Origin of the sequence: Corynebacterium doosanense CAU 212 = DSM 45436 (genome assembly GCF_000767055.1) — a bacterium.
Classification (GTDB): Bacteria; Actinomycetota; Actinomycetes; order Mycobacteriales; family Mycobacteriaceae; genus Corynebacterium; species Corynebacterium doosanense.
This window is the reverse complement of sequence record NZ_CP006764.1, coordinates 612,228-636,005: the sequence shown is the minus strand read 5'-3', so window position 1 is coordinate 636,005 and position 23,778 is coordinate 612,228. Positions and strand designations below refer to the sequence as shown.

Annotated in this window: 23 protein-coding genes; 9 read left to right on the top strand and 14 right to left on the bottom strand. The window is 67.3% G+C overall.

Annotation, left to right across the window (positions count from 1 at the left end):
• Nucleotides 1-18 precede the first annotated feature (18 nt).
• On the top strand, nt 19-1,332 hold the full coding sequence (locus tag CDOO_RS03230) for an O-acetylhomoserine/O-acetylserine sulfhydrylase (RefSeq protein ID WP_018021187.1): 1,314 nt from the start codon (nt 19-21) through the stop codon (nt 1,330-1,332).
• Nucleotides 1,333-1,594: 262 nt separating this feature from the next.
• On the opposite strand, the gene CDOO_RS03225 is transcribed toward CDOO_RS03230, so the two are convergent.
• Genes CDOO_RS03225 through CDOO_RS03215 form a run of 3 tightly spaced genes read right to left on the bottom strand, consistent with a single transcriptional unit; the run spans nt 1,595 to nt 5,529 of the window.
• Nucleotides 1,595-2,386, bottom strand: coding sequence for an SPFH domain-containing protein (locus CDOO_RS03225; protein WP_018021188.1), 792 nt, complete (start codon nt 2,384-2,386; stop codon nt 1,595-1,597).
• A 10-nt stretch (nt 2,387-2,396) separates the two neighbouring features.
• Nucleotides 2,397-3,023 (bottom strand): hypothetical protein, encoded by a 627-nt coding sequence (locus tag CDOO_RS03220; RefSeq protein ID WP_018021189.1) that lies wholly within the window; start codon nt 3,021-3,023, stop codon nt 2,397-2,399.
• 7 nt (nt 3,024-3,030) lie between these two features.
• Nucleotides 3,031-5,529, bottom strand: a complete 2,499-nt coding sequence (locus CDOO_RS03215; RefSeq protein ID WP_018021190.1) for a nitric-oxide reductase large subunit — start codon at nt 5,527-5,529, stop codon at nt 3,031-3,033.
• A gap of 221 nt (nt 5,530-5,750) precedes the next feature.
• On the opposite strand from CDOO_RS03215, the gene CDOO_RS03210 reads away from it, so the two are divergent.
• Together CDOO_RS03210 and metX are read left to right on the top strand one after the other, a co-directional pair.
• Nucleotides 5,751-5,999, top strand: a complete 249-nt coding sequence (locus tag CDOO_RS03210) for a hypothetical protein (protein ID WP_018021191.1) — start codon at nt 5,751-5,753, stop codon at nt 5,997-5,999.
• Nucleotides 6,000-6,131: 132 nt separating this feature from the next.
• The gene (metX, locus tag CDOO_RS03205) at nt 6,132-7,277 is read left to right on the top strand and encodes a homoserine O-acetyltransferase MetX (RefSeq protein ID WP_018021192.1); all 1,146 of its coding nucleotides are present in this window, start codon (nt 6,132-6,134) and stop codon (nt 7,275-7,277) included.
• Here the strand turns inward: metX and CDOO_RS03200 are convergent.
• A complete protein-coding gene (locus tag CDOO_RS03200) occupies nt 7,274-7,609 on the bottom strand; it encodes a DUF3017 domain-containing protein (protein WP_018021193.1) in 336 nt (111 codons plus the stop codon). The two genes, metX and CDOO_RS03200, sit on opposite strands and share 4 nt — an antisense overlap.
• Before the next feature lie 6 nt (nt 7,610-7,615).
• Nucleotides 7,616-8,470 (bottom strand): bifunctional methylenetetrahydrofolate dehydrogenase/methenyltetrahydrofolate cyclohydrolase, encoded by an 855-nt coding sequence (locus tag CDOO_RS03195; protein WP_026159256.1) that lies wholly within the window; start codon nt 8,468-8,470, stop codon nt 7,616-7,618.
• 24 nt (nt 8,471-8,494) lie between these two features.
• On the opposite strand from CDOO_RS03195, the gene CDOO_RS03190 reads away from it, so the two are divergent.
• Nucleotides 8,495-8,965 carry a tRNA (cytidine(34)-2'-O)-methyltransferase gene (locus CDOO_RS03190; protein WP_018021195.1) on the top strand — a complete coding sequence of 157 codons (471 nt, stop codon included), beginning with the start codon at nt 8,495-8,497 and terminating at the stop codon, nt 8,963-8,965.
• On the opposite strand, the gene CDOO_RS03185 is transcribed toward CDOO_RS03190, so the two are convergent.
• The 4 genes from CDOO_RS03185 to CDOO_RS03170 are packed head-to-tail and all read right to left on the bottom strand — an operon-like array spanning nt 8,962 to nt 14,516.
• Nucleotides 8,962-9,600, bottom strand: coding sequence for an MOSC domain-containing protein (locus tag CDOO_RS03185; RefSeq protein WP_018021196.1), 639 nt, complete (start codon nt 9,598-9,600; stop codon nt 8,962-8,964). The genes CDOO_RS03190 and CDOO_RS03185 overlap by 4 nt on opposite strands.
• On the bottom strand, nt 9,560-10,924 hold the full coding sequence (locus tag CDOO_RS03180; RefSeq protein WP_018021197.1) for a PH domain-containing protein: 1,365 nt from the start codon (nt 10,922-10,924) through the stop codon (nt 9,560-9,562). Before CDOO_RS03180 ends, CDOO_RS03185 begins: the two co-directional genes overlap by 41 nt.
• Nucleotides 10,921-11,370, bottom strand: coding sequence for a PH domain-containing protein (locus tag CDOO_RS03175; RefSeq protein ID WP_018021198.1), 450 nt, complete (start codon nt 11,368-11,370; stop codon nt 10,921-10,923). The genes CDOO_RS03180 and CDOO_RS03175 overlap by 4 nt, the downstream gene beginning before the upstream one ends.
• A 17-nt stretch (nt 11,371-11,387) precedes the next feature.
• Nucleotides 11,388-14,516: an error-prone DNA polymerase gene (locus CDOO_RS03170; RefSeq protein WP_425389148.1), complete on the bottom strand. Its 3,129-nt coding sequence runs from the start codon at nt 14,514-14,516 to the stop codon at nt 11,388-11,390.
• A gap of 127 nt (nt 14,517-14,643) precedes the next feature.
• Here CDOO_RS03170 and CDOO_RS03165 point away from each other — a divergent pair, with 127 nt between their 5' ends.
• The 4 genes from CDOO_RS03165 (at nt 14,644) to CDOO_RS03150 (ending at nt 17,949) form a co-directional block, all read left to right on the top strand.
• The gene (locus CDOO_RS03165; RefSeq protein WP_018021200.1) at nt 14,644-15,507 is read left to right on the top strand and encodes a MetQ/NlpA family ABC transporter substrate-binding protein; all 864 of its coding nucleotides are present in this window, start codon (nt 14,644-14,646) and stop codon (nt 15,505-15,507) included.
• Nucleotides 15,507-16,511: a methionine ABC transporter ATP-binding protein gene (locus CDOO_RS03160; RefSeq protein ID WP_018021201.1), complete on the top strand. Its 1,005-nt coding sequence runs from the start codon at nt 15,507-15,509 to the stop codon at nt 16,509-16,511. Before CDOO_RS03165 ends, CDOO_RS03160 begins: the two co-directional genes overlap by 1 nt.
• Nucleotides 16,508-17,188 carry a methionine ABC transporter permease gene (locus CDOO_RS03155; RefSeq protein ID WP_018021202.1) on the top strand — a complete coding sequence of 227 codons (681 nt, stop codon included), beginning with the start codon at nt 16,508-16,510 and terminating at the stop codon, nt 17,186-17,188. Before CDOO_RS03160 ends, CDOO_RS03155 begins: the two co-directional genes overlap by 4 nt.
• Nucleotides 17,189-17,361: 173 nt before the next feature.
• Entirely contained in the window at nt 17,362-17,949 is a 588-nt protein-coding gene (locus tag CDOO_RS03150; protein ID WP_026159258.1) for an AMIN-like domain-containing (lipo)protein, read from the top strand.
• Here CDOO_RS03150 and CDOO_RS03145 read toward each other — a convergent pair.
• From CDOO_RS03145 to CDOO_RS03135, 3 genes are all read right to left on the bottom strand, one after another.
• Nucleotides 17,946-19,181: an HNH endonuclease signature motif containing protein gene (locus CDOO_RS03145; protein WP_018021204.1), complete on the bottom strand. Its 1,236-nt coding sequence runs from the start codon at nt 19,179-19,181 to the stop codon at nt 17,946-17,948. The two genes, CDOO_RS03150 and CDOO_RS03145, sit on opposite strands and share 4 nt — an antisense overlap.
• Nucleotides 19,182-19,284: 103 nt before the next feature.
• The gene (locus CDOO_RS03140) at nt 19,285-20,802 is read right to left on the bottom strand and encodes a DNA polymerase Y family protein (protein WP_018021205.1); all 1,518 of its coding nucleotides are present in this window, start codon (nt 20,800-20,802) and stop codon (nt 19,285-19,287) included.
• A 1-nt stretch (nt 20,803) separates the two neighbouring features.
• Nucleotides 20,804-21,457 (bottom strand): hypothetical protein, encoded by a 654-nt coding sequence (locus CDOO_RS03135; protein ID WP_018021206.1) that lies wholly within the window; start codon nt 21,455-21,457, stop codon nt 20,804-20,806.
• Between the two features lie 55 nt (nt 21,458-21,512).
• On the opposite strand from CDOO_RS03135, the gene CDOO_RS03130 reads away from it, so the two are divergent.
• Nucleotides 21,513-21,935: a hypothetical protein gene (locus CDOO_RS03130; protein WP_018021207.1), complete on the top strand. Its 423-nt coding sequence runs from the start codon at nt 21,513-21,515 to the stop codon at nt 21,933-21,935.
• Between the two features lie 3 nt (nt 21,936-21,938).
• Here the strand turns inward: CDOO_RS03130 and CDOO_RS03125 are convergent, their stop codons facing one another.
• Nucleotides 21,939-22,586 (bottom strand): LuxR C-terminal-related transcriptional regulator, encoded by a 648-nt coding sequence (locus CDOO_RS03125; RefSeq protein ID WP_018021208.1) that lies wholly within the window; start codon nt 22,584-22,586, stop codon nt 21,939-21,941.
• The gene (locus tag CDOO_RS03120; RefSeq protein ID WP_018021209.1) at nt 22,583-23,755 is read right to left on the bottom strand and encodes an ATP-binding protein; all 1,173 of its coding nucleotides are present in this window, start codon (nt 23,753-23,755) and stop codon (nt 22,583-22,585) included. The genes CDOO_RS03125 and CDOO_RS03120 overlap by 4 nt, the downstream gene beginning before the upstream one ends.
• Between the last annotated feature and the right edge of the window lie 23 nt (nt 23,756-23,778).

Sequence of the window (23,778 nt, the reverse complement as noted above, 5' to 3'; positions counted from 1 at the left end):
CTGCCTAACCTCACAGCCATGCCTCAGTACGACAACTCCAACGCCGCCGAGTGGTCCTTCGAGACCCGTTCGATCCATGCCGGGCAGTCCGTCGACTCCGACGCCGGATCCCGCAACCAGCCCATTCATATGACCACGTCCTACGTCTTCAACGACGCGGAGCACGCGGCCAACCGCTTCAACCTCTCCGACCCGGGCCCGATCTACACCCGCATCACCAACCCCACCCAGGACGCGCTCGAGGCCCGCCTCGCCTCCCTGGAGGGTGGAGTCGCCGCGACCGCGTTCGCCTCGGGCATGGCCGCCGAGCACGCGGCCATCGCGACCCTGGCCTCGGCGGGCGACCACATCGTCACCTCCCCGCGCCTCTACGGCGGCACGGAGACGCTCTTCCAACACACCCTGCCGCGCCTCGGCATCGAGTTCACCTTCGTGGACAACCCCGACGACCCGCAGTCCTGGCAGAATGCGGTGCGCCCCAACACCAGGGCGTTTTACGGGGAGACCTTCGGCAATCCGCAGGCGGATGTCCTGGACATCCCGGCCATTGCCGAGGTGGCCCACGCGAACCAGGTGCCGCTCATCGTGGACAACACCGTGGCCACGGCCGCGGTGGTGCGCCCGCTGGAGCTCGGTGCCGACATCGTGGTCAACTCGCTGACCAAGTTCTACACCGGCAACGGCGCGGCCATTGGTGGAGTCATCGTCGACGGCGGCAGGTTCGACTGGGCCGTCGTGCGCGACGGCGAGCCGGTCTTCCCGTACTTCGTCACCCCCGACCCCGCCTACCACGGCCTGAAGTACGCCGATCTCGGCGCGCCCGCCTTCGCCCTCAAGGCACGCGCCGGCTGGCTGCGCGACACCGGCGCCGCCATCTCCCCCTTCAACGCCTGGGTGTCGTTGCAGGGCCTGGACACGTTGAGCCTGCGCGTGGAGAAACACAACGAGAACGCCGTCAAGGTGGCCCGATTCCTCGACGCCCACGAGAAGGTCACGCAGGTGAGCTTCGCCGGGCTGGAATCCTCCCCCTGGTACCCGGTGAAGGAGAAGCTGGGTCTGAAGTACACCGGCTCGGTGCTCACCTTCGAGGTTGACGGCGGCCGCGAGACTGCGTGGGCCTTCATCGACGCCCTGAAACTGCACTCCAACCTCGCCAACATCGGCGACGTGCGTTCGCTCGTGGTGCACCCCGCGTCCACCACGCACTCCCAGTCCGACGAGGCCGGCCTGAAGCGCGCCGGCATCACCCAGGGCACCATCCGGCTCTCGGTGGGCATCGAGAACATCGACGACATCATCGCGGATCTCGAGCGTGGGTTCGCGGCGATCTAGCCTGCACCGCGTAACGCGGGTCGGGCGGGGAGAGATTGCTGAGGTAGGCGAATACTCCTCGCCGCCCCTCTCACCTCGAAGGAGTTCCCCATGCTCGAAGATCTTCTCCTTCTTTCCTCCGGCCCGCTCGGCATCGTTTTCATCTTCCTGCCCATGCTCTTCGGCGTCCCGTTCTGATCGGCTAAGGCCCCCCGGATTTACCAGCTAGGCAGAATCTCTCCACCTGTCTGATCCGGGGGCCGTGCGCTCTGGCCGGGGGCCTCTAGTTCTGCGGTTCAGTCTTCCTCATCGACCCCAGGTGCTCCATGAACCCGCCCATGATGTCGATGGGCAGCGGGAACACGATGGTGGAGTTCTGGTCGGCGCCGAGTTCCAGCACGGTCTGAAGGTAGCGGAGCTGAAGCGCGGCGGGCGACTTGGACAGTTCCTCCGCGGCCTCCCTGAGCTCCTGCGAGGACTGCAGCTCGCCGTGCGCCGAGATGACTTTCGCGCGGCGCTCACGCTCGGCTTCGGCCTCCCGCGCGAGGGCCCGCTGCATCATCTCGGGGATCTCCACGTCCTTGATCTCCACGATGCGCGTGAGCACACCCCAGCGTTCCGTCTGCGAGTTGATGATCCGCGCGAGATCCTCGTTGAGTGCTTCGCGGTGCGCGAGCAGATCATCCAGACTTGCGCGTCCCAGGAGTGAACGCAACGTCGTCTGCGCAATCTGCGAAGTCGCCACCGCGTAGTTCTCCACCTCCAGCACGGCCTTGACCGGGTCGGTCACCTCGAACATCACCACGGCGTTGACCCGGACGGAGACGTTGTCCTTGGAGATGATCTCCTGGGGCGGGATCGTCAGGGTGACCACACGCAGTTCAATCCGCTCGAGTTTGTCCACCAGGGGGAACAGGAAGTGGACTCCCGGCTGCATGAGGGGTCTCACGTGGCCGAAGCGGAAGGTCACCCCCCGCTCGTACTCCTTGATGATCTTCAGGGAGTAGGAAAGGGCAACGGCGATCAGTGTCACGATGATGCCGATGACAATCGGCCAGAAGACAAATGCGGTCATGGGGGTTCAACTACTCCTTGGAGATACGTCGGTCTGAACCGAACGTCCGCGAATAGCGGTCAATGGCGGCCTCGACCACCGCTTCCCGGTCAGTGCGTTCGGGAAGGTGGGTGACCGGGGCGTTGGACGGGGTGTTCCAGAGATGCCTCGCCAGCGGGATGATTCCCGCGCCGAAGACCACGACGATCACGCCGATGGTGACAAGCACCTCCGTCAGGTTGTGGCCGGTGATCAGCGAGGTCAGGGGAAGTATCAGGCCCATGATGACCACGGCGAGCGCGATCCCACGGTGGAAACGGCCGGAGTCGGAGTGCGGCCACGGATCAAGCTGTCTGGTGACCTCCCGCCCGTGCGGCGTGACGGTGCATGTCTCTTTGACGGGACACGCGTTGCACACCGACGGCTGGGCGCGGTAACGCATGACGCGGTTGTCCGGGTCGTAGCTCGTCGGCCACAGCAGCTGATCCTCGGGGCACTTCCAGGCGTCGTGGGACTCCAGGTAGGTGAAGTTCCCGGTCTGCAGGGTGGTCGAGCGTTGCGAGGTCCGCTCGGCCATCCGGTCGAACCCCCAGCCGACGGCGAGCAGCACGATCGCGTACCCGGCCGCCAGCAGGGTGAAGATTCCTGGTGCGTCCATGGCGGAGCTACTCGTCCCTTCTGCCGTCGTCGCTGTTTCCCGGCTTCACGCGGCTGTCGGACGAGTACGTCTTGTCCCATTTTGTCCTGGTGTCGAAGTCGGGCTCGCGGGGGGCCGTACTAGCGGAGTCGCCACGACCGGCGTTGGGGTCCTCCTGGCGCACGAGCGCTCCCCGCTCGTCGATCGCCACGAGGCCGTCTGCGTTCTCGGGCGTGATCACCGTGAACAGCGGATCAGTGGGGAATTCATCGACGGTGGGCACAAGGTGGCTGTAACGAATTCCGCGGTAGGCCATGATGATGAAGGGGACGATGCCCGCGAGGAACAGGACGTCACCCGGCATGCGCAGCCACTCCATGATGGCATTGCCCGGCTCGGTGAGGTAACCGAGGGAGCGCGACTCGACGTAGCCGGAGGAGACGGACTCGTAGAGCTGCATGATGCCGAGCGGGAGCAGGGCGATGACCACCATCCACAGGAGGCCAATGTTCTGCAGCCAGAATGCCCACGCGGCGAGCTTGTCGGACCATTTGTCGCTGGGCATCAGGTAGCGCAGGGCGAACGTCGCCAAGCCGATGACGAGGAAGCCGTAGACGCCCATCATCGCGCCGTGTGCATGGTTGGCGGTGAGCGCCGTGCCGATCTGGTAATAGGAGACGATCGGGAGGTTGACCAGGAAGCCGAAGACGCCGGCTCCGAGGAAGTTCCAGAAGCCCACCGACACGAGGAAGAGCACTGCCCAGCGGTGCGGGAAGGGCCGCTCGGTGCCTGCGCGCTGGCGGGAGCCGAGCTGCATGAACGTCCACGCCTCCACCGTGAGCAGTGTCAGCGGAATCACCTCGGCGGCGGAGAAGAACGCGCCCAACGCCATGTGCTCGACCGGCGTGCCGGAGAAGTACAGGTGGTGCATTGTACCCAGGACGCCGCCGACGGAGTAGAGGATGATGTCGAGGAAGACGATGCCCAGGGCGATCTTCTCGCGGATCACGCCGAGGAGCACGAAGACGTACGCGACCATGATCGTGGTGAACAGCTCGAGGAAGTCCTCCACCCAGAGGTGGACGACCCAGAAGCGCCAGAATTCGGCGACGGAGAGGTGCGTCTCGGAGCCAGCGAGCATTCCGACGGCATAGAAACCCGGGATGGTCAGACCTGAGAAGAAGAACAACCACGGCATGTTCGACTTGTGCTCGGTCTTCAGCCGCCCGCGGAGGATTCGGTAGATCATGAAGATCCAGAGGAACATGCCCACCGTCAGGAGGATCTGGAAGAAGCGCGGCAGATCAAGGTATTCCCACTGCTGGGAGAACAGGGTGCCCTCCTCGACGTAGCCCATGACGGACAGCCACTCGAAGAGCAGGGAACCGAAGACCACGAAGGCGAGCGCCCCGAGCAGAGCCCAGGACAGCCAGTGCTGTCTGACCGGCTCCTTCTTGGAGATGAACGGGGCAAGGAACAACCCTGCAGCGAGCAGTCCCGCGGCCGGCCAGAGCAGCGAGAGCTGCACATGCCAGGTGCGGGTCACGTTGTAGGGCAAGAGCTCCTGGAGCGGGATGCCGAAGAACCCGGTGAGTTCCACCCGGTAGTGGTTGCTCGCGGCACCGAGCAGCGCCTGAATCATGAACAGGAAGGCGACCACGAGGATGAACCAGGCGATGACCTTCTGCGACTTGGTCAGGCCGACCTCGCCGGGCTGATTGAAGTCGAGGTTGGGCGTTTCGGAGGCGTGCCATCCCATGGACTGCGACCAGCGGCCGTAGATGGCGAAGATCAGACCCGTGCCGCCGATGAGGGCGATGAGGGAGAGCACGGACCAGACGACGATGTCGGCGGTCGGGTGGTTATCGACCCGTGGCTCCGACGGCCAGTTGTTGGTGTAGGAGTAGTCCAGGTTCGGACGCTCGGCCGCCGCCGCCCACGAGGTCCAGGCGAAGAATCCCGTGAGATCGTGGATGTCCTGCTCGTCGGTGATGAAGTTGGAGGGAAGGCCGCTCTCTCCGGAGCTGTGCCCGAAGTAGTCGGCGTAGTAACCCTGGATCTCCTCGAAAGCTGCGACCTGATTGTCTGTCCACTCGAGCACGCCGGTTTCTTCGTTGTACCGGTTGGTACGGAACTCCTCGATGACGGCCTCTTCCGGGGTGACGTCCTCTGGGAGGGCCGCAGCGTCGGTGTTCTCCTCCGCGAATTCGAGGCTGAGGCGGAGGTACTCGGCGGTGTAGTCGGGGCCAAGGTAGGCGCCGTGCCCGAGGACGGATCCGTACTGCTGAAGACCTCGCGACTGGAACAGTGCCTGGCCGCGGGTGATCTCCTCGCCTGTGAGAACTGTCTCACCCGTGGACTCGGAGACGATCTGCTTCGGCTGGGGCATCGAGGCGTCGTACGTGCGGTACGCCAGGAATCCCATCACACAGAAGCCGAGCAGCATGACCAGGGCGACGCCCTGGACCCACGCACTGCTCATGTTGAGAACCGGTCTGCTGCGGTTCTCGCTGGTTACGGTGGCCATTTCTGATTCTTCCTGTCTCGTCGGTGCGTGTCGAGGCCAGGTTCATGTTTGGCCTCGGCACGTGAATCATTGCGGGTTCACCCGCCTGCGTCGATTATGACCGGATAAAGCCGTGTTTTATCAACCACGCGACTTCCGGCTAACCCCGAATTAAGGACACCGGGCCACACCCCCCCACCGGGGAAATTTTTATCCACAGCTTTTGCCGTATTATTCAGGCCATGAACTTTGCGGAACACACCAAACGAAACTGGCTGATCACCGTCTTTGCCGCCCTCTTTTTCGCCACGACGATCACGATGATCTTCCACGACGAACCTCGCAACACCATCGTCCTCATGTCCACGTTCCTCGCCGTAGCAGCCGGCCTCTTCCTCCTCATCCTGGTCACCTGGTATTTCATCCGCGCCAGGCGGGAGAGCCGCGCGCACGCGGAGCAGTCCACGCCACCGGCCCAGGATTCCGTCTAAGAATCCCGCCCGGCCGGCGATCATCTCCACGGCTCCATCCAGCTCGACGGAGGATGAATCCAAGTAGATTTAGACCGAGCTGTCCAGTTAGACTGAGGCCGCATAACGGTCACATCTTCCGGAGGGACATCCATGGCGTACCTCGCCGAGCAGGGCACACTTCACCGGACCCCCATCGGTGACTTCCCCACGGAGGCCGGCGCCACCGTCGTGGGCGCGGAGATCGCCTACCGGCGCTTCGGAGAGTTCCGCGGGACGGCCTACGCCAACAACGTCCTCGTCGTCGAGCACGCCCTGACCGGGGACAGCGACGCCGCCACCTGGTGGGACGGCCTCATCGGCCCGGGCCTCGCCCTGGACACCGACCGCTGGTGCGTCATCTGCACCAACGCGCTCGGCGGCTGCAACGGTTCGACCGGCCCCTCCTCCCCGCACCCCGAGGGCGGTGCCTGGGGTTCGCGTTTCCCCGCGCTGTCCATCCGCGACCTGGTGGAGGCGGAGCGCAAGTTCCTGGAGACCCTGGGCATCTACCACGTGCACGGCATCATCGGCGGCTCGATGGGCGGCGCGCGCACGCTGGAGTGGTCGCTCATGTACCCGACCTATCTCAACGCGGCGTGTGTCATCGCCGTCTCCGCCCGGGCCTCGGCGTGGCAGATCGGCATCCAGTCGGCGCAGATCTCCGCGATCATCCGTGACCCGGACTGGCACGACGGCGACTACTACGACATCTGCCGCGGCCCCGTGACGGGTCTCGCGGCAGCCCGGCGCATCGCGCACCTCACGTACCGCGGCGAGATGGAGATCGACGAGCGTTTCGGCACCATCGCCCAGCAGGGCGAGAATCCCCTGGGTGCTTATCGACGCCCCGACCAGCGATTTGCCGTGGACAGCTACCTCGACTACCAGGGCATCAAGCTCGTCGAACGTTTCGACGCCGGCGCCTACGTCGCCCTCACTGAAGCCCTCAACCGCCACGACTCCGGCCGCGGCCGCGGCGGCATGAACAAGGCGTTGTACTCCTCCGCGGTGCCCACCATGCTCGTCGGCGTGGACACGGACATCCTCTACCCGTTCCACCAGCAGGAGCACCTGTCACGCAACCTGGGCAACCTGCTGGGGCTGTACAAGGTGGTCTCCCCCGTCGGCCACGACGCGTTTCTCACGGAGACGCGGCAGATGGACCGGATCCTGCGCATGTTCATCAACAAGACCACGGACGGCGCGGAGCCCACCGACGGATTCGGCCACGACCCCGAAGGCGTCTGGGCGATCTAGCTGCCCAGGGAGTCCACCGACGCCGCGAGGAAGGTCATCAACCCTCCGGTGACGAGGCAGAAGGCCACGTCGAACTTCACCGAGCGCACGGCGAACACGCCGAGGATCTTCGAGTCGCAGGTCAGGCGCAGCACGCCAAGCCACATCACGGCCACCCCGAGGGAGAAGGTGGCCCGGCGCCAGTGCTCCGTCCCCGACCAGATTCCGGAGGCCACCACCGCGGCGATGAGCAGGGCGATCCCCGCCCACTGCGCCCAGGCGGGCAGCCGGGAGGGGCGGTTTCCCCGGTCGTGGGGATTGTCCAGGTTCAGCTCGGCGGCGTGGCGGCTCATGAAGGGTTACTGCTGAGCCAGAATCTCCGCGCGTTCGACGACGTTGCGTACCAGGAAGGCACGGGTCAGCGGTCCCACTCCGCCCGGGTTCGGGGACACCGCGCCGGCGACCTCCCAGACATCCGGGTGCACGTCGCCGAGCAATTTGCCGTCGACACGCGATACTCCCACGTCGAGCACCGCGGCACCGGGCTTGACCATGTCGGCGGTGAGCATGTGGGGTTTGCCCACTGCGGCGATGATGACGTCGGCGTCGCGGGTCTCCGCGGCGAGATCCTTCGTACCGGTGTGGCAGGACGTGGTGGTGGAGTTCTCGGTCTTGCGGGTCAGCAGCAGGCCGATGGGCCGGCCGACGGTGACGCCGCGGCCGATGATGACCACCTTCGCGCCCTCAAGCTCGACGCCGAAACGGCGCAGCAGGTGGATGCAGCCGTTGGGGGTGCACGGCAGCGGGGCGGGCTCGTTGAGCACGAGTTTGCCCAGGTTGACGGGGTGCAGACCGTCGGCGTCCTTGGTCGGGTCGATGGCCTCGAGCACCGCGTTTTCGTCGATATGCGTCGGCAGCGGGAGCTGCACGATGTAGCCGGTGCAGGCGTCGTCATTGTTGAGCTCCTCGATGACCTTCAGCAGGTCATCCTGCGACACGTCGCCGGGCAGTTGCTTCTGGATGGATGTGATGCCCAGCTGCTCGCAGTCCTTGTGTTTCATCTTCACGTAGGAGTGCGAGGCGGGGTCGTCGCCGACGAGCACGGTCGCGAGGCCGGGCGTCACGCCCTGCTCGCGGAGCTTGTCGACCCTCCCCCTGAGCTCCTCAAAGATCTCGTCGCGGTAGAGCTTGCCGTCCAAAGTTATCGCAGTCACGGTGCCCATCCTAGACTGTCTGCTATGCCTGAGCTCCACGTCATCTTCGATAACCCGGTCATTCCCTCCAACACGGGCAACGCCATCCGCCTGGCCGCGGTGACCGGGGCACGCTTGCACCTCGTGGAGCCGTTGGGGTTCAACTTCGACGACAAGCACCTCAAACGCGCCGGCCTGGACTACCACGACCTGGCGGACATGACGATCTACCCGGATCTGGACGCCTGCCTCGCCGCCCTCCCCGGCTCCCGCGTCTTCGCCTTCACCACCCAGGCCACCACGCACTATCACCGTGTCGACTACCGCGACGGCGACGCGCTGCTCTTCGGCACGGAACCGACCGGACTGCCCGAAGAACACCTCGCGCACCCGCGCATCACCGACCAGCTGCGCATTCCCATGGTCCCGGCCAGGCGCTCGATGAACCTGGCCAACTCTGCGGCCGTGGCCACCTTTGAGGCGTGGCGACAGCTCGGATTCGTAGGCGGGGTCTAAGCGAGCCTGGCCAGCCGCTCGTGCAGGTGCGCGGGAAAAAGACGCTTCTCGACGGCCTGCCCAGCCAGTTCCTTATCCCCCATCTTCGCCGCCACCGCGTCCCCCATGGTGAACCCGTGCCCGGGATCGCCCACGAACTCGATCTCGTCACCCGCGCGGATCGTCCCCGGCGTAATCACCCGGAGATACGCCCCAGCCTCGCCATGCTCCGCGAAGGTCTTCACCCAGCCCTTCTCGTCCATCCAGCCGGCGAAGGTGCGACACGGCGTGCGCGGGACGGACACCTCGAGCACGGCCGTGCCCACCTTCACCTGCTGGTTGATCTGCACGTCCTTCCAGACGATGCCGGTGGTGGTGAGGTTCTCGCCGAAACAGCCGTCGACAAGCGTCCGTCCGAGGCGCTCCTGCCAGTAGTCCAGCTCCTCGCGGGCGAAGGCGTAGACCGCCTTGTCCGCGCCGCCGTGGTGCTCCACGTCGCCGATGACGTCGCCGTCGACGCCGGAGCCGTCGCCGTAGTCGGGGCCCGGCGCGAAGACGTCGATCGCCGGGACGGGGCGTTTATCGATGCCGGAAATGCGGTCCGCCCCTCCCGGGTCACGCTGCGGGCGGGCCAGGTTCGTCGACTGAATGATCATGGGAGGAAGTGTAGGCGGGCAGGCGGCGCTGCCGTAGGGCATCGAGCAGCTGTTGCCCGTCGCGGGTGTCCAGGTCCGCCCCGCCCATGCTCACCGGGCCGGAGATGAGGTCGAAGGTGACGGTGCAGAGGCTTAGCAGGTGCTGCAGCGGACCACGTTTCAGGGTGAGCTCCTGGATGTGCGGGGTCTCGATGATGGACACCCGGCGGGAGAACCTGCCCAGGTGGCACACTGCGACCCCGGGCAGCAGGGTGGTGGACTGCTGGGAGAGATCCACCGGGCTGACCCACCGCGCCCGGCGCGGGGAGGTGAAGTCCGGCGCGGTGTGCCCCTCGGGCCGGGCAAATTCTTCCAGCTCGGCGCGGGTGAGCGGCCCGATGAGCGCCGCCAGGCGCATCGCGGTCTCGCGGTCACCCACCGGGAGCAGCGTCGTTGTCCCCGACTCCTTGTCATTCCCCGATCCGTAGCCCGCGATGGAGACCTTGAGCATCCACCAGCCGGTCAGCCGCCAGAGCACGGGCTGGCGGATGCTCACGCCGTGGATACGGTGCAGCGGAATGGTCTGGCGGCGGCGATCGGCAAGCCCGTAGGTGACGTCGAGTGCGCTGCCGTCCTCGGTGAGCCGGGCGGTGAACCTCCAGGAGTTGTCCACGATCCGCCAGATCGCCGGCCCGAGGCCGACGATGAGCGGCACCGCCGCGGCAATTCCCAGGGGGACGGCCAGCGCGAGCATCACCACGGTGCTCGCCACAGCCCCGATGTTCAGCGCGACCGCGCCCAGCGACCGGGCGATGGGGATCTCCTCAACGACGGTGGTGGACTGCTGCTCCGGCTGGGCAGTGGCCTCGCCCCGGACATGTCCCAGGACCTCCTCACGCAGCGCTGTAGCAACTCGTTTGTCCAGGTAGGAGATCTCGATGACCGAGTTCGACCCGCCGGCCGTCTCGATCCGCACGGCGGCAACGCGGAAGATGCGGGCAATGACGGACTCCACCACGTCGACGGCCTGGATCCGGTCATAACGTGCGCTGCGCTCCTGCCGGGAGAGCACGCCCCTCTTCAGGGAGACCTCCTCCTCGGTGAGCCGGTACCCCTCGGCCCGCCACCAGGCACCCGAGAGCAGCCAGACCGCCGCGCAGAGCAGCGCGAAGGCGCCGACGGCGAGGAGGATGGGGAGCAGGCTGCCGTCGCCACGCAGGAAAGTACCCAGCGACGCCAGGGTGCTGGCATTGAGGTTGACCACCGCCACGGCGATCAGCGCGAGGACGAGCGTCCACAGCCTGAGCAGCGGGGTCAGCCGATGGACGGGGCGGTAGTCGTTCACAGGCCGCTCATCCGTTCGCGTGCCTTGTCCGCCAGGCGTTCGCGCAGCGCGTCGGCGGTCTCGGCGGGCAGGCCGGGTATCGACGAATCCGATGACGTGGACGCCGTGTGCAGCTCAATCGTCTTCATGCCCAGGCGCCTGGCGATCGGCCCGGAGGAGACGTCGACGAACTGGATGCGGCCGTAGGGCACGACGGTTAACGTGCGCCAGAGCCGGCCCTTGGTGATGAGCAGCTCATCCTCGGCCTCCTCCCACCCCAGGAGCCTGACCTGCGCCGGAATGAGCCACAGCAGCCACAGTGTGAGCGCCGCGAGCACGGCCACCCCGATCCAGGCCCAAGTCCACCAGAGCACGGCGACCACAGCCAGCGCGAGCGCCGGAATGACCAGCCACGGCAGAACGACGAGATAGCGGGCCTGGGTGAGCTTCGGGGAGACCGGGTGCATGCCCTCGTTTGTACCAGTCAGTGAAAGTCCCGAGAACCCCTGGACAGCCACTGCCCCAACGCCAGTTCCTCCAGCCGGTCGGCCACCACGGTGACCGCCCCCGAGGCGTTCTGCACCTTGCCGCGCACGATGAGCACCTTCGCTGTACGGGCGATGACGTGCTGGGATTCCCACAACCCCACCGAGACCATGGCGTTGATCAGCCCGGTCTCGTCCTCCATGCCGAAGAACGTGATGCCCGACGCGGTCTGCGGGCGCTGCCGGTGGGTCACCACTCCGGCGACCCGCACCCGGGTCCCGTCCTCGACCCGCCGCAGCTCCTCCGCGGTGACCACCCCCTCGGCGCGCAGCTGCTCGCGGACCATGACCAGGGGCTGCTTGTCGTGGGTGACCCCGGTGGCGGCAATGTCGGCGACCATGAGCTCGAAGGCGTTCATCCCCGGCAGTGCCGGCGCGCTGATGGCGGACATGCCCGGCAGCATGTCCTCCTTCTCCGTGGCCGCGACCCCGGCCTGCCACTGCGCCTGCCGTCTCGTCAGCCCGAAGCAGTCCAGCGCCCCCGCCTTGGCCAGCCCCTCCACCTGGGCGACGGAGAGGTCTGCCCGGCGGGAGAGGTCCGGGACCCCCGAATACGGCGCGTGTTTCTGGACGCGTTCCGCAGCCTCCTGCCCCAGACCCGCCACGAGGTTGAGGCCGACACGGATCCGCCCGTCGACCACCCGGGCCTCGGCACCCGAATTGTTCACACACGCCGGCAGGATCTCGATCCCGTGGCGGCGGGCATCCTGGATGAGCGACTGCGGCGAGTAGAACCCCATCGGTTGCGCGCGCAGCAGTCCAACGCAGAACTGCGCCGGGTAGTGGCACTTGAACCACGCAGAGAAGTACACCAACGAGGCGAAGGACTGGGAGTGCGACTCCGGGAAACCGTAGGCGGCGAAGGCGACGATCTTGTTCCACAGCCGGTCGGCCACCTCGCCCTCGATGCCGTTGGTTTCGCGCAGGCCGTCGTGGAAGCGGCGTCGCAAAGCTTCCATCTTTGCGGTCGAGCGTTTCGAACCCATCGCGCGGCGCAGGATGTCGGCCTCCGTGCCGGTGAAGCCGGCGGCGTCGACGGCGATCTGCATGAGCTGCTCCTGGAAGAGCGGAATACCCAGCGTCTTGCCCAGGGACTTCTCCAGCACCGGGTGGTCGTAGGTCACCGGCTCCTGGCCGCTGCGTCGACGCAGGTAGGGGTGCACGGATCCGCCCTGGATGGGCCCGGGCCGGATGAGCGCCACCTCCACCACCAGGTCGAAGAAGATCCGGGGTTTCAGCCGGGGCAGGGTGGACAGCTGCGCACGGGACTCCACCTGGAACACCCCGACGGCGTCGGCGCGGCACAGCATGTCGTACACCCGGGCGTCCGCGAGATCGAGCTCCCACAGGTTGACCTCCCGACCCTCGGTCTCGGCCACGAGGTCGATCATGTGGTGCAGCGCCTCGAGCATGCCCAGGCCCAGCAGGTCGAACTTCACCAGGCCGGCAGACGCCGCGTCGTCCTTATCCCACTGGATGACGGAACGTTTCTCCTTGCGCGCCCACTCCACGGGCACCACGTCGGCGATGGGCCGGTCGCAGATGACCATGCCGCCGGAGTGGATACCCAGGTGACGCGGCTGCCCCCGGAACTGCTCGGCGAGCTCGGAGACGATCTCCGGCGGCTCGGACAGCCCCTTCGACCAGGCGTCCTCGGATCCCGGCGGATAACCCAGGGCGCGGGTGGCGTCGCGGATCGCCCCCTTGCGCCGATAGGTGATCACGTTGGCTACCTGGGCGGCGCGGTCGCGGCCGTAGGTGTCGTAGACGTACTGGATGACTTCTTCGCGACGCCCCGATTCGATGTCGATGTCGATGTCCGGCGGGCCGTCCCGCTCGGGTGAGAGGAAACGTTCGAACAGTAGCCCGGCGGTGATCGGCTCGGCGTTGGTGATGCCCAGGGAGAAACACACCGCGGAGTTCGCCGCCGAGCCGCGCCCCTGGCACAGGATGTTGCTCTCGCGGCAGAAATCCACCAGCTCGCAGACGATGAGGAAATAGCCGGGGAAGTTCAGCTGCGCGATGACGTCGAGCTCATAGTCGATCTGCGCCAGCGCCCGTTCGCGGACCTGCGCCGGGCGGGTGGCGTAGCGCTCCCGCGCCCTGGCCAGTGTCTTCTCCCTCAGCCAGGACATCTCCGAGTGCCCCTCGGGGACGGCGAAGTCCGGCAGCTCCGGGGCCACGAGGTCGAGGGTGAAGGCGCACTCGGCGGCGAGGCGCAGGGTTTCGTCGATAAGCTCCTCCCTGCCCGGGACCATCGCGGCGATCTGGTCCCCGGAGCGCAGCCACGGCGCGCCCATGGGGTGCAGGTCGCCGTAGGCGTCCTCCATGCTGCGCCGGCTGGCCAGCGCCCGTTTCGCGGTGGCCAGGCGCGCGTCGTGCCGGGTGGCGGCTGCGGGCCGGGCGGTGACGATCCCGCGCAGGTTGTTGAAGGCGTCGAGCTGCTCGTGGTGGTCGGCGTTCTCCGGGGTCATCGTCGCCTCGTACTCGAGCACGACGTTGTCCTCGCCGAAACAGTCCACCACGCGGGAGATCTCCCCCAGCCACTCGTGCCCGAGCAGGACCACGCACGTTCCCCCGAGCTGGTCGGCCACAAGTTCGAGGGGCGGGTAGGACACCCTGCCCTTCTCCCCCGCGGCCATCCGGGAATCCGCGATGGTGTGCGAGAGGCGCCGGTAGCCCTCCGGCCCCCGCGCGAGAACGGTGAGCACACGTCCGTCCAGGGTGAGCTCCGCCCCGAACACGGTGGCGATGTCGACGCTGGCCGCGGCCTCGGCGAACTGCACCGCCCCGTAGAGCCCGTCGCGGTCGACCAGGGCGATGGCGGATAAACCCAGTTCCACTGCCCGGTCCACCAGCGCCTCCGGGGAGCTGGCCCCGTCGAGGAAGCTGTAGGAGCTCACGGCGTGCAGCTCGGCGAATGGTCTCGATGTTCCCCGCTGCGGCAGCGCGCGTTCCGGGCCCCAGACCGGCACGGGCGTGGCTGTCGGGCGGCCGGCGAGAATGCGCTCCAGCCGCGACCAGCCCAGTGGCGCTCCCCCGTTGAATCTCACACGGATCAGAATAATCGAACGCCTGTTCGCCAGCAATACTTCGCCGAACTAGACTAAGCGGTATGTCGAGTGTTATCTTCTCTGCTAGTTAATCACCCCTCCGATGAACAGCTTGTTCTATCTACTCAAGAAAGGGTTCACCATGAAGTTGAACCACATCGTCGCCGGCCTCGCAGCCGTCACCATCTCCGCCACCGGCCTGGTCGCCTGCTCCAACTCCGACGGCGGCGACGGTCCCATCCGCGTCGGCACCACCGACGCCAACCTGCGCGAGTGGGACGTCTTCGCCGACCTGGCCGAGGAGAAGGGCATCGACATCGAGATCGTCGCGTTCTCCGACTACAACACCCCGAACGACGCACTCGCCCAGGGCGAGATCGACGTGAACAAGTTCCAGCACCTGAAGTTCCTCTCCGGCTACAACGCCGGCGCAGACGAGGACCTCGAGGCCATCTCCGCCACCGAGATCTACCCGCTGGCCCTCTTCTGGCAGGACCACGACTCCCTCGACGGCATCGAGGGCGAGAACGTGGCCATCCCCAACGACGCCACCAACCAGGGCCGCGCCATCAACGTCCTCGTGCAGGCCGGACTGGTCACCCTCCGCGAGGAGGGCCTGGTCGACCCGACCCCCGCCGACATCGACACCGCCGCCTCCAAGGTCGAGGTCACGCCCATCGACGCCGCGCAGACCACCACCGTCTTCCGCGAGGGCACCCCGGCGATCATCAACAACTCCTTCCTCGAGCGCGCCGGCATCGACCCCGACGCCGCGATCTTCCAGGATGACCCGAACAACGCCCAGGCTGAGCCCTACATCAACGTGTGGGTCACCACCCCGGAGAAGGCCGACGACGAGACCATCAACCAGCTCGCCGAGCTCTGGAAGGACCCGAAGGTCAAGGAAGCCGTCCTCGAGTCCTCCGGAGGCACCGCCGTCTCCGTCGACCGCACCAAGGAAGAGCTCGCCGCCATCCAGGACCGACTGGAAGCAGAAGAGAAATAGTGGCCGGCACCCGAATTGAGTTTCGCGGAGTCACCAAGGACTTCGGCAGCGTCAAGGCCGTCGACGACGTCACCCTCACGGTCGAACCGGGAGAGATCCTCGGCGTCATCGGCTACTCCGGCGCGGGCAAATCCACGCTGGTCCGCCTGATCAACGGACTCGACACCACCACCGGTGGGCAGTTGCTTCTCGACGGCACCGACATCGTCGGCATGTCCGAGAAGAAGCTGCGGAGCGTCCGTCGCGAGATCGGCATGATCTTCCAGCAGTTCAACCTGCTGTCCTCCCGCACCGCCGCACGCAACGTCGAATACCCGCTGGAGATCGCCGGCGCCAAGGACCGCAAGGCCCGCACGCAGGAACTCCTGGAGTTCGTCGGTCTGGGCGACCGCGGCAAGAGCTACCCCGAGCAGCTCTCGGGCGGGCAGAAGCAGCGTGTCGGCATTGCCCGCGCGCTGGCGACCAACCCGCGCCTGCTGCTCGCCGACGAGGCCACCTCGGCCCTCGACCCGGAGACCACCCATGAGGTGCTGGAGCTGCTGCGCAAGGTCAACCGCGAGCTCGGCATCACCATCGTGGTCATCACCCATGAGATGGATGTCGTCCGTTCGATCGCCGACAAGGTCGCCGTCATGGAGGCCGGTCGGGTCGTGGAGTACGGCTCTGTCTACGAGGTGTTCTCCCACCCGCAGCAGGCTGTCACGAAGCGGTTCGTCTCGTCGTCGCTACGCAACACCCCCGACGAGGTCGAGTCCGATGACCTGCTGGCCAAACCCGGCCGCCTGTTCGTGGTCGGGCTGACGGAGGAGTCCGGCTTCTTCGACGCGGTGTCCCGCGTCCGCGAGGCCGGCGTCTCCGTGAACATCGTCCACGGTGGCGTGACCACGCTGCAGAAACAGTCCTTCGGCAAGATGACCGTGCGGCTCGCGGGTGACGACTCAGCCATCGACGAGTTCCACCGCACCCTGACCGCCACCACGGAGATTACGGAGCTGACCAGATGACCGACACCATGATTCTGGCGGCCGACTGGGACCGCCTGGGCGACACCTTCCTCGAGGCCATCGGCGACACGCTCTTCATGGTCGCCGTGACCATGATCGTCGGCGGGTTCCTCGGGCTCGTCCTCGGCGTGCTGCTCTACACCTCCCGCAAGGGTGGAATCCTGCAGAACCGCCCCACCTACTGGATCCTCAACTTCCTGGTGAACTTCGTTCGCCCGATCCCGTTCATCATCCTCATCGCGATGATGTTCCCCATCACCCTTGCGGCAATGGGCACGACGATCGGCCGCGACGCCGCGACGTTTGTCATGTCCGTGGCGGCGACCTTCACCGTTGCCCGCATCGTCGAGCAGAACCTCGTGAGCATCGAGCCCGGCAAGATCGAGGCGGCCCGTGCGATGGGCGCCAGCCCCTGGCGAATCATCCGCACGGTGATCCTCCCCGAGGCGCTCGGCCCCCTCGTGCTCGGTTACACGTTCATCTTCATTGCGGTGGTGGACATGTCCGCCATGGCCGGTTACGTCGGCGGCGGTGGTCTCGGTGACTTCGCCATCGTCTACGGCTACCGCGCGTTCGACACCGAGGCGATGTACGCGGCCGTGATCGCCATCATCATCCTGGTGCAGGCCGCCCAGCTGTTCGGCAACTGGCTGTCGCGCCGGATAATGCGCCACTGACGCACCCTGCCGCCACCCTTCACAGGTGGCGGTATTTTTTTGGCTTATCGACGCCCGCCTGCCCTGCCTATCTATATATTAGTGGTTGATTGTCTATAACGATTAACCCACGATGTGGCAGGTTTCCGTCGTTCTGCTTGGCGGATTCCGGGCACCCCGTTAGGGTATACGGCATGAAATTTCGGCAGCGAGGATTCAGAGCGACGGTGACCGCCACGGCCGCTGCCCTAACTCTCAGTTCCTGCTCCGTGGATCCGGGCAGCCAGCAGCTCAGTACCCTCGGGGCCGGGGTTCAGACACCCGCCGACGCCGGTCTCCGCCCGCTGGGAGACGCCAACAGCTCCATGAAGACGTTCCGGCCGGACGAATCCTCCCGGCTCCTCGTGACGGATGTGCGCACCGGCTCGCATTCCGGCTTCGACCGTGTCGTCTTTGACCTGGAGGGGGAGGGTGAACCCGGTTGGTTCATCGACTTCACCACCTCCGCCTCCCAGCAGGGATCCGGAAACCCGATCCCGTTCACCGGCACCTCCGCGCTCAACGTCAACATCGACGGCACGGTCTACCCGCACGAGGTCGGGAAAGAGATCCCCAATCTCAGCACCTCCGAGGGGGCAGGCAACATCACCGAGGTGATCAGCGCAGGCACCTTCGAGGGCAGGTCGCAGTTCATCGTCGGCCTCAACAGTGCCGTCCCCTACTCGGTTCAGGTGCTGGACAACCCCAAACGTCTGGTCATCGACCTGGTGCAGTCCTCCTAGAATTCGGGCTGTTCGGTCGGGCCCTCCTCCTGCTCCCGGTCGGGGGCGTGGTAGTGCTCCCGACGGCGGGTGATGCGCTGGCCCAGGGTCTGCACCCAGTTCTTCGCCTTCGCCGACAACGGACCCTCCGGCACCGAATGTACCCACGACCCGTCCTCGAACAACCACACAATCTCCCCCTCCGGCAACCGCACCGGAAACATCCGCCCATCCGTCTTGATGTTGTGACAGTGCGCGCATAAGGACGCGAGGTTGTCCGCACACGTCGGCCCACCCGCAGCCCAGTCCACGGAATGATCCATCTGCGCCCCGGCTGCACTGCGGTTGTCCCCCGGGCCCCGGCACGTACCGTCACGGCCGACGACAAACGCCCGGATGTCCTCCGGGGTCTGATACCCCGCCGCCACCTTGGTGGCGACCTTGTCCATGTCACGTACCTGGGTGGCGGTGTCGGCCAGGGCGTTACTGACCTGGGGTGTCAGCCAGCCCGCACCGAAGACGTACGCCGGGGCATCCTCGACGTCGTGGGCGCGGTAGAGGTTGAGCACCACCCGCACCCGGGCAGCCCCGGTGACCAGGTCCCGCAGCGCCTCTGCCTCGCTGCACCCGGCCTCGGCGGCCCGGGTACGCAGCGCGGCCTCGATGATAAGGGCCACGTCGGTGGGGGCGTCGAGATTGAGGTACGAGCGCCCGTCGTCGCCGTGGTGGGCGGTGAAGGTCGGTGGCGCGGGTGGATCGGGTGTGTGGTCCACGTCGAGGGTGGGGGCGAGCAGGCGGATCCAGTCGCGGATGCGTGCGGTGATCTGCCCGGCGCTGGGTAGTAGCTGGTTGAGGCGGGTGGGCAGGAGATACAGGGCGAGTCTGGTGTCGATCAGGGCGATGAGTGTGTCGTCGGTGAGCAGGCACAGGGCTTTGTCGATGGCGATCAGGCGGGAGAGATCGAGGCGGTGGGTGGTGTCCTGGATCTCGCGTACCAGGGGTAGCTCGGTGAGGCGGTGGACGGCGGCGAGGGCGTTGCCGATCTGGAAGCGGCCTTTGCTGGTGAGGCGGTGGATGGCGGTGACGGCGAGGTCGTAGTCGGCGTCCTCGTCGGGTAGGAGGGAGGTCCAGAGTTGGTATTCGCTGCGGCGGATCTGGTGGGCGAGGTGTGCTGTGGGGTTGTCTGCCTCGGTGGCGTAGTAGGCCCCGGGGTGTTTGTCGTGGTGTGTGGTCAGGACAGGTGAGGTGTACATGATCCCCCCGAATCAGTGTTCTATCTTTCCTTCTATCGCCACTAAACCTACCTGCATGACCGGTCGACCGTCAATACTTTTTCGAAAGTTTGTTCGTGTTATTTTACGCGTAGGTCGCCTCGACCCGCCACTGCCGGCGCACCCAGAGCAGTAGCCACGCCCGCGCACGGTCCTCCGCGTCCATCCCCACCACCTGCAGGCGGGCGAGATGATTCTCCCCCGCCCACCACCGTCCGCCGACGGGCCACGGGCCGGCCCACCCCACGACGACAAACCTGTCCTTGCCCCAGCCCAACGCGTAGGGCGCGGCACTGAGCAGCGCCTCCGCGGTGACGTAGACATCCGCCGCCTCCGCGGTGATGAGCCGGATCCTGGCCGACGGGTGCGCCGGCCCCCCGCCCAGCCGGGCAGGCAGCGGCGCGGGGAGACGCCCGGGCCAGCTGGCCTGCCGGGCCGGCTCCCGGATCTCCCCGTAGGGAACCAGCTCAATTCGCTCGGCCACTCCCCTGCCTCCGACGGCACGGGGCTGGACCACCGCGTCAATACCCAGGCTCGACTGCACCCGCTCGATGACCCGACGTGCCCGCTGGCCCGAGGCCGCCGCGCCCCACAGCTGGGTGGCCTCGGGCGGCCCCGCCTCCAGAGGGGTGAGCTCGAGGCGGTGGATCGCGCCCGCGCCCCCGGCGGTGAGCCAGCCGTCGAGCTGCCAGCGGACCCTGTCGGCGGTCGCCGCCTCCGTCAACGCTTCCCGCGTGCGCCAGACCCGTTCCAGGACGGTGCCGTCGCCGAGCTCCACGCGCACCCGCAGACGCTGGCAGGCCAGCGCCGCCCGGCCCAGGCGTTCGTGGAGCTGCGCCGCCAGCGCGCGGGCGAGGAACGCGGCCTCGTCGACACGCTCGATCGGATCCTCCGGGGCAATGGCCACCGTCAGGTCGGCGACGGGCAGCTCGGGTGCCACCCGCCGGTCCGGTTCCGCCCGGGCGATGCGGTGGCACCGCTGGCCCGCGACCCCGAAGCGGGAGGCCACCGCCGCGGAGGGAAGATCGGCGAGATCACCCAGCGTGGCCACCCCGAGCTGCGCCAGGGTGGCCACCACGTCCGGGTCGCATCCCAGGGCCTCCTCGGCCGTGAGGACACGCACCGGCTGGTCGGCCAGGAACTCCCGTGAGTCGGTCACGACGGCACCCCGGCGCGCGGCGATGACCGCGGTGGCGATCTCCCCGGCCACCCCGGTGAAGACATCGATGCCCCGGCGCGCGGCGGCGTCGATGAGCATCTCCGTGGCCCGCTCCCCGTGGAAACGCCGCGCCGCCCCGGCATCCACGATGACCAGTCCCGGACGCAGGATCTCGATGGACGACGCCACATCATCCAGCCCGTCCGCCACCGGGGCGAACACCCGCGCATCCCGCTCCGGATCGTCGTCGACCACGGTCAACGACGGGCACAGCGCCTGCGCCTGCCGCACCTTCATGCCCCGGCGCACGCCGAGGGGGCGGGCATCCGCGGAGCACACCCGGATCCGGTGGTGGGCGGCGACGGCGAGCGGGCCGGTGATCTCGTCCTCCAGGCGCGCCGCCTGGACGGGCCAGTCGGGAAACCACAGGGCGGCAACCTCCATGTCACACCGCCCGCAGGTGGGGCCGCTGCCCCACGACAACCGTGGTGCGCACCTTCTCCGCCTTCGCCGTCATGGACACGTCGATGTCCATGCCGCTGATGCGTCCCGTCCCCCGGCCGATGCCGCGGTAGGTGGAGACCCGGGCGTCGATACGCAGCGCCGGCGACGGCGCGTGCAGGCCCACCAGCAGGAGCGCGGCCTCCCCGCCGCGCAGTCGGCCGGTGAGCGGGCGGGCGCGGACCGGGGAGAGGTTGAGTTCCACCGCGCTGTGGTGCACGACAAGATCGAGCCCCTCCACGAGCACGGAGGTGATGCCCAGCGGGTCCGGCCCCGGATCGGGCACGGCAATGACCTTGTCCAGGTGTTCGATTGCCGCGAGAGAGAGCTGCGGCCAGCTCACGACGCCGACGTGTCCGCCGGCGGCGGTAACCTTGGCCAGCAGATCGACGACGAGCGCCGGGCAGTCACTGATCTCCGTGACCGCCCGACGGGGGATACGCAGGGGAAGTCCCACGTCGAGGGCGTCATCCTCCTCCGGCGCAGACTGCTTTTCCGGGACCACCCCGGTGACCGCCTGCATGCGGGCGCGCAGCTCGTCGATCTGTCCCAGGCGATCCAGCCCGGACAGGTCTTTTCGAACAGACGTTCCCCTCATGGGTTGAAAGTATGCTCCGCGTCGCCGCCCGCGTCAACTGTTAGGGTTGACCAGCATGACTTCCCCCGCCGACGCCTACCGCGACTTCCGTACCCGGAAAACTCCCGTTCCCACGCCTCCCGGGGTCAGGATCGCGGCCTCCGCGTTCGCCGCGTTCTCCGTCGCCGTGCTCACCACGGGCATGGGCTTCCCGGTCGCCGTCCCCCTCGCTCTGGGATGCGTCGTGGCCGCGGTGGTCATCGTGCTGCGCCACCCCTACCGGCGGGAACTGCGCGCCTACGCACACGCCCACCACGTCTCCACCACCCCGAGCGTCGGTCAGCTGGTTCCGCTCATGGTGTGGTGGGCCCTGCTCATGGCCGCCGTGGTGTTCACCTTCCCCGTGTGGGGAAGCTTCCTGGTCTGGCTGGTCCTCTTCGGCGCCGCCTCCCTGCTCCTGCCGCATATCGACGGCTCGCGCAGGCTCGCGTACGCCTGAGGCCTAATCCCCCAGCCCGTGGGTGTTCGCCCACCGGGTCAGCTGGTGGCGGTTCGACTGCTGCGTCTTGCGCAGGATGTTCGAGGCGTGGGTCTCCACGGTCTTGATGGAGATGAACAGCTGCTTGCCGATCTCCCGGTAGGTGTACCCCCGCGCCAGCAGGCGCAGCACCTCCAGCTCGCGGCGGGTCAGGGCGTCCACGGCGGGGTCGTCGATCTTCGTCGGCTCTCCCACGGGATCCTCCACCACGTCGCCGCCGGAGAACGCGTCGAGCACGAATCCGGCCAGCCGCGGCGAGAAGTAGGCGTCGCCGCCGTGGACCCGGGCGATGGCCTCGGCCAGCTCAGAGCCCTCGATGTTCTTGGTCACGTAGCCGCGCGCGCCGGCCCGGATGAGCGAGATGACGTCCTCGGCGGCGTCGGAGACGCTCAGCGCGAGGTACTGCGGGCCCGGCGCGGAACGCAGGACGGCCACGCCGCCACCGTCGGGCATGTGGACGTCGAGAAGCACGACATCCGGGGTGGTCTCCCTGATCCCGGCGATGGCGTCGGCCACGGTTCCGGCGTCGCCCACCACCTCCACCCGTCCGGCGAGCTCGGCGCGCACGCCGGCGCGGAAGACGCTGTGATCATCGACCAGGAAGACTCTCATGAACCACACGTTAGCGTGAGCACCACCTCCGTGCCCTCCCCCGGCGCGGAGGTCACGCTCGCCTGCCCACCGGCCTTCTCCACCCGGGCGACGATGGAGTCGGCGATGCCGTGGCGGTCCCCCGGCACCGAAGCCGGATCGAACCCCCGTCCGCGGTCGCGCACGAAGACGGACAGCTCCCCGCCGACCAGCTCCGCGTAGACGTCGACGGTGTCCACCCCCGCATGTTTGGCGGCGTTGACCATCGCCTCTCGCGCGGCCATGACCAGGGCCTTGCCCGTCTCGTCCAGCGGCCGGTCCTCGCCGACCGTCACCGGCGCGATGCGCACACCGAACATGTCCTCCACCTCGCCGGCCGCCTTATCCACCGCCGCCAGCACCGTCTGCTCGTTCTTCTTCTCCCCGGCGTCGAAGAGCCATCCCCGCAGCTCCCGCTCCTGCCCGCGGGCCAGCCGGGCCACCTCGTCCGGATCCTCCGCACGCTTCTGGATCAACGCCAGGGTCTGCAGCACCGAATCGTGCAGGCGCGCGGCGATCTCCGCCCGCTCCTCCGCGGCGACCTTCTCCGCCCGGGAGGACGCGGCGGACTCCCACAGCCGCAGCGCCGCGGGACCAGCAAGCACAACGACCCCGGCCAGGGTGAGCACCACCGCGGCCAGCGAACCCGCCATTCCGCCGGTGTCCCACCACACGATGGTGACGCCCAGGCCACCGATGACCAGGCCCGCGCCCACGAAGAAGGCCACCACGCCGACTCCGCTCGACGCGCCGCGGTCATACGCCTGCCAGGCGAGGAAGGCACCCACGCCCACCACGACCAGCGGAATGACCAGCGCCACCGACCCGCCGGAGAAAAACAGCGCGGACAACAACGCGGCGAGCACACCGAGCCCGGCCAGCGCCAGGTTCGTCGACGGCTTGAGCTTCCGGCTGTCCGGCGGTTCCGGCGCCTCCTCTGACGCGGTGGTGAAGATCCACAGCCCGGCATAGACGAACACCCCCAGCCCGGAGATCAGCGTCCCGGCCAGCAACGCCATCCGGACGTAGAAGACATCCACGCCCAGGTGGCCGGCCAACCCCGAGGCGACACCTGCCAGCACACTGTGTTTCTTCGAGCGCACGAAGACGGGATAGGCCCGGGGGATCTCGGGCACGTACGGGGAAGTCATGCCCGATATGGTGCCACGGGACA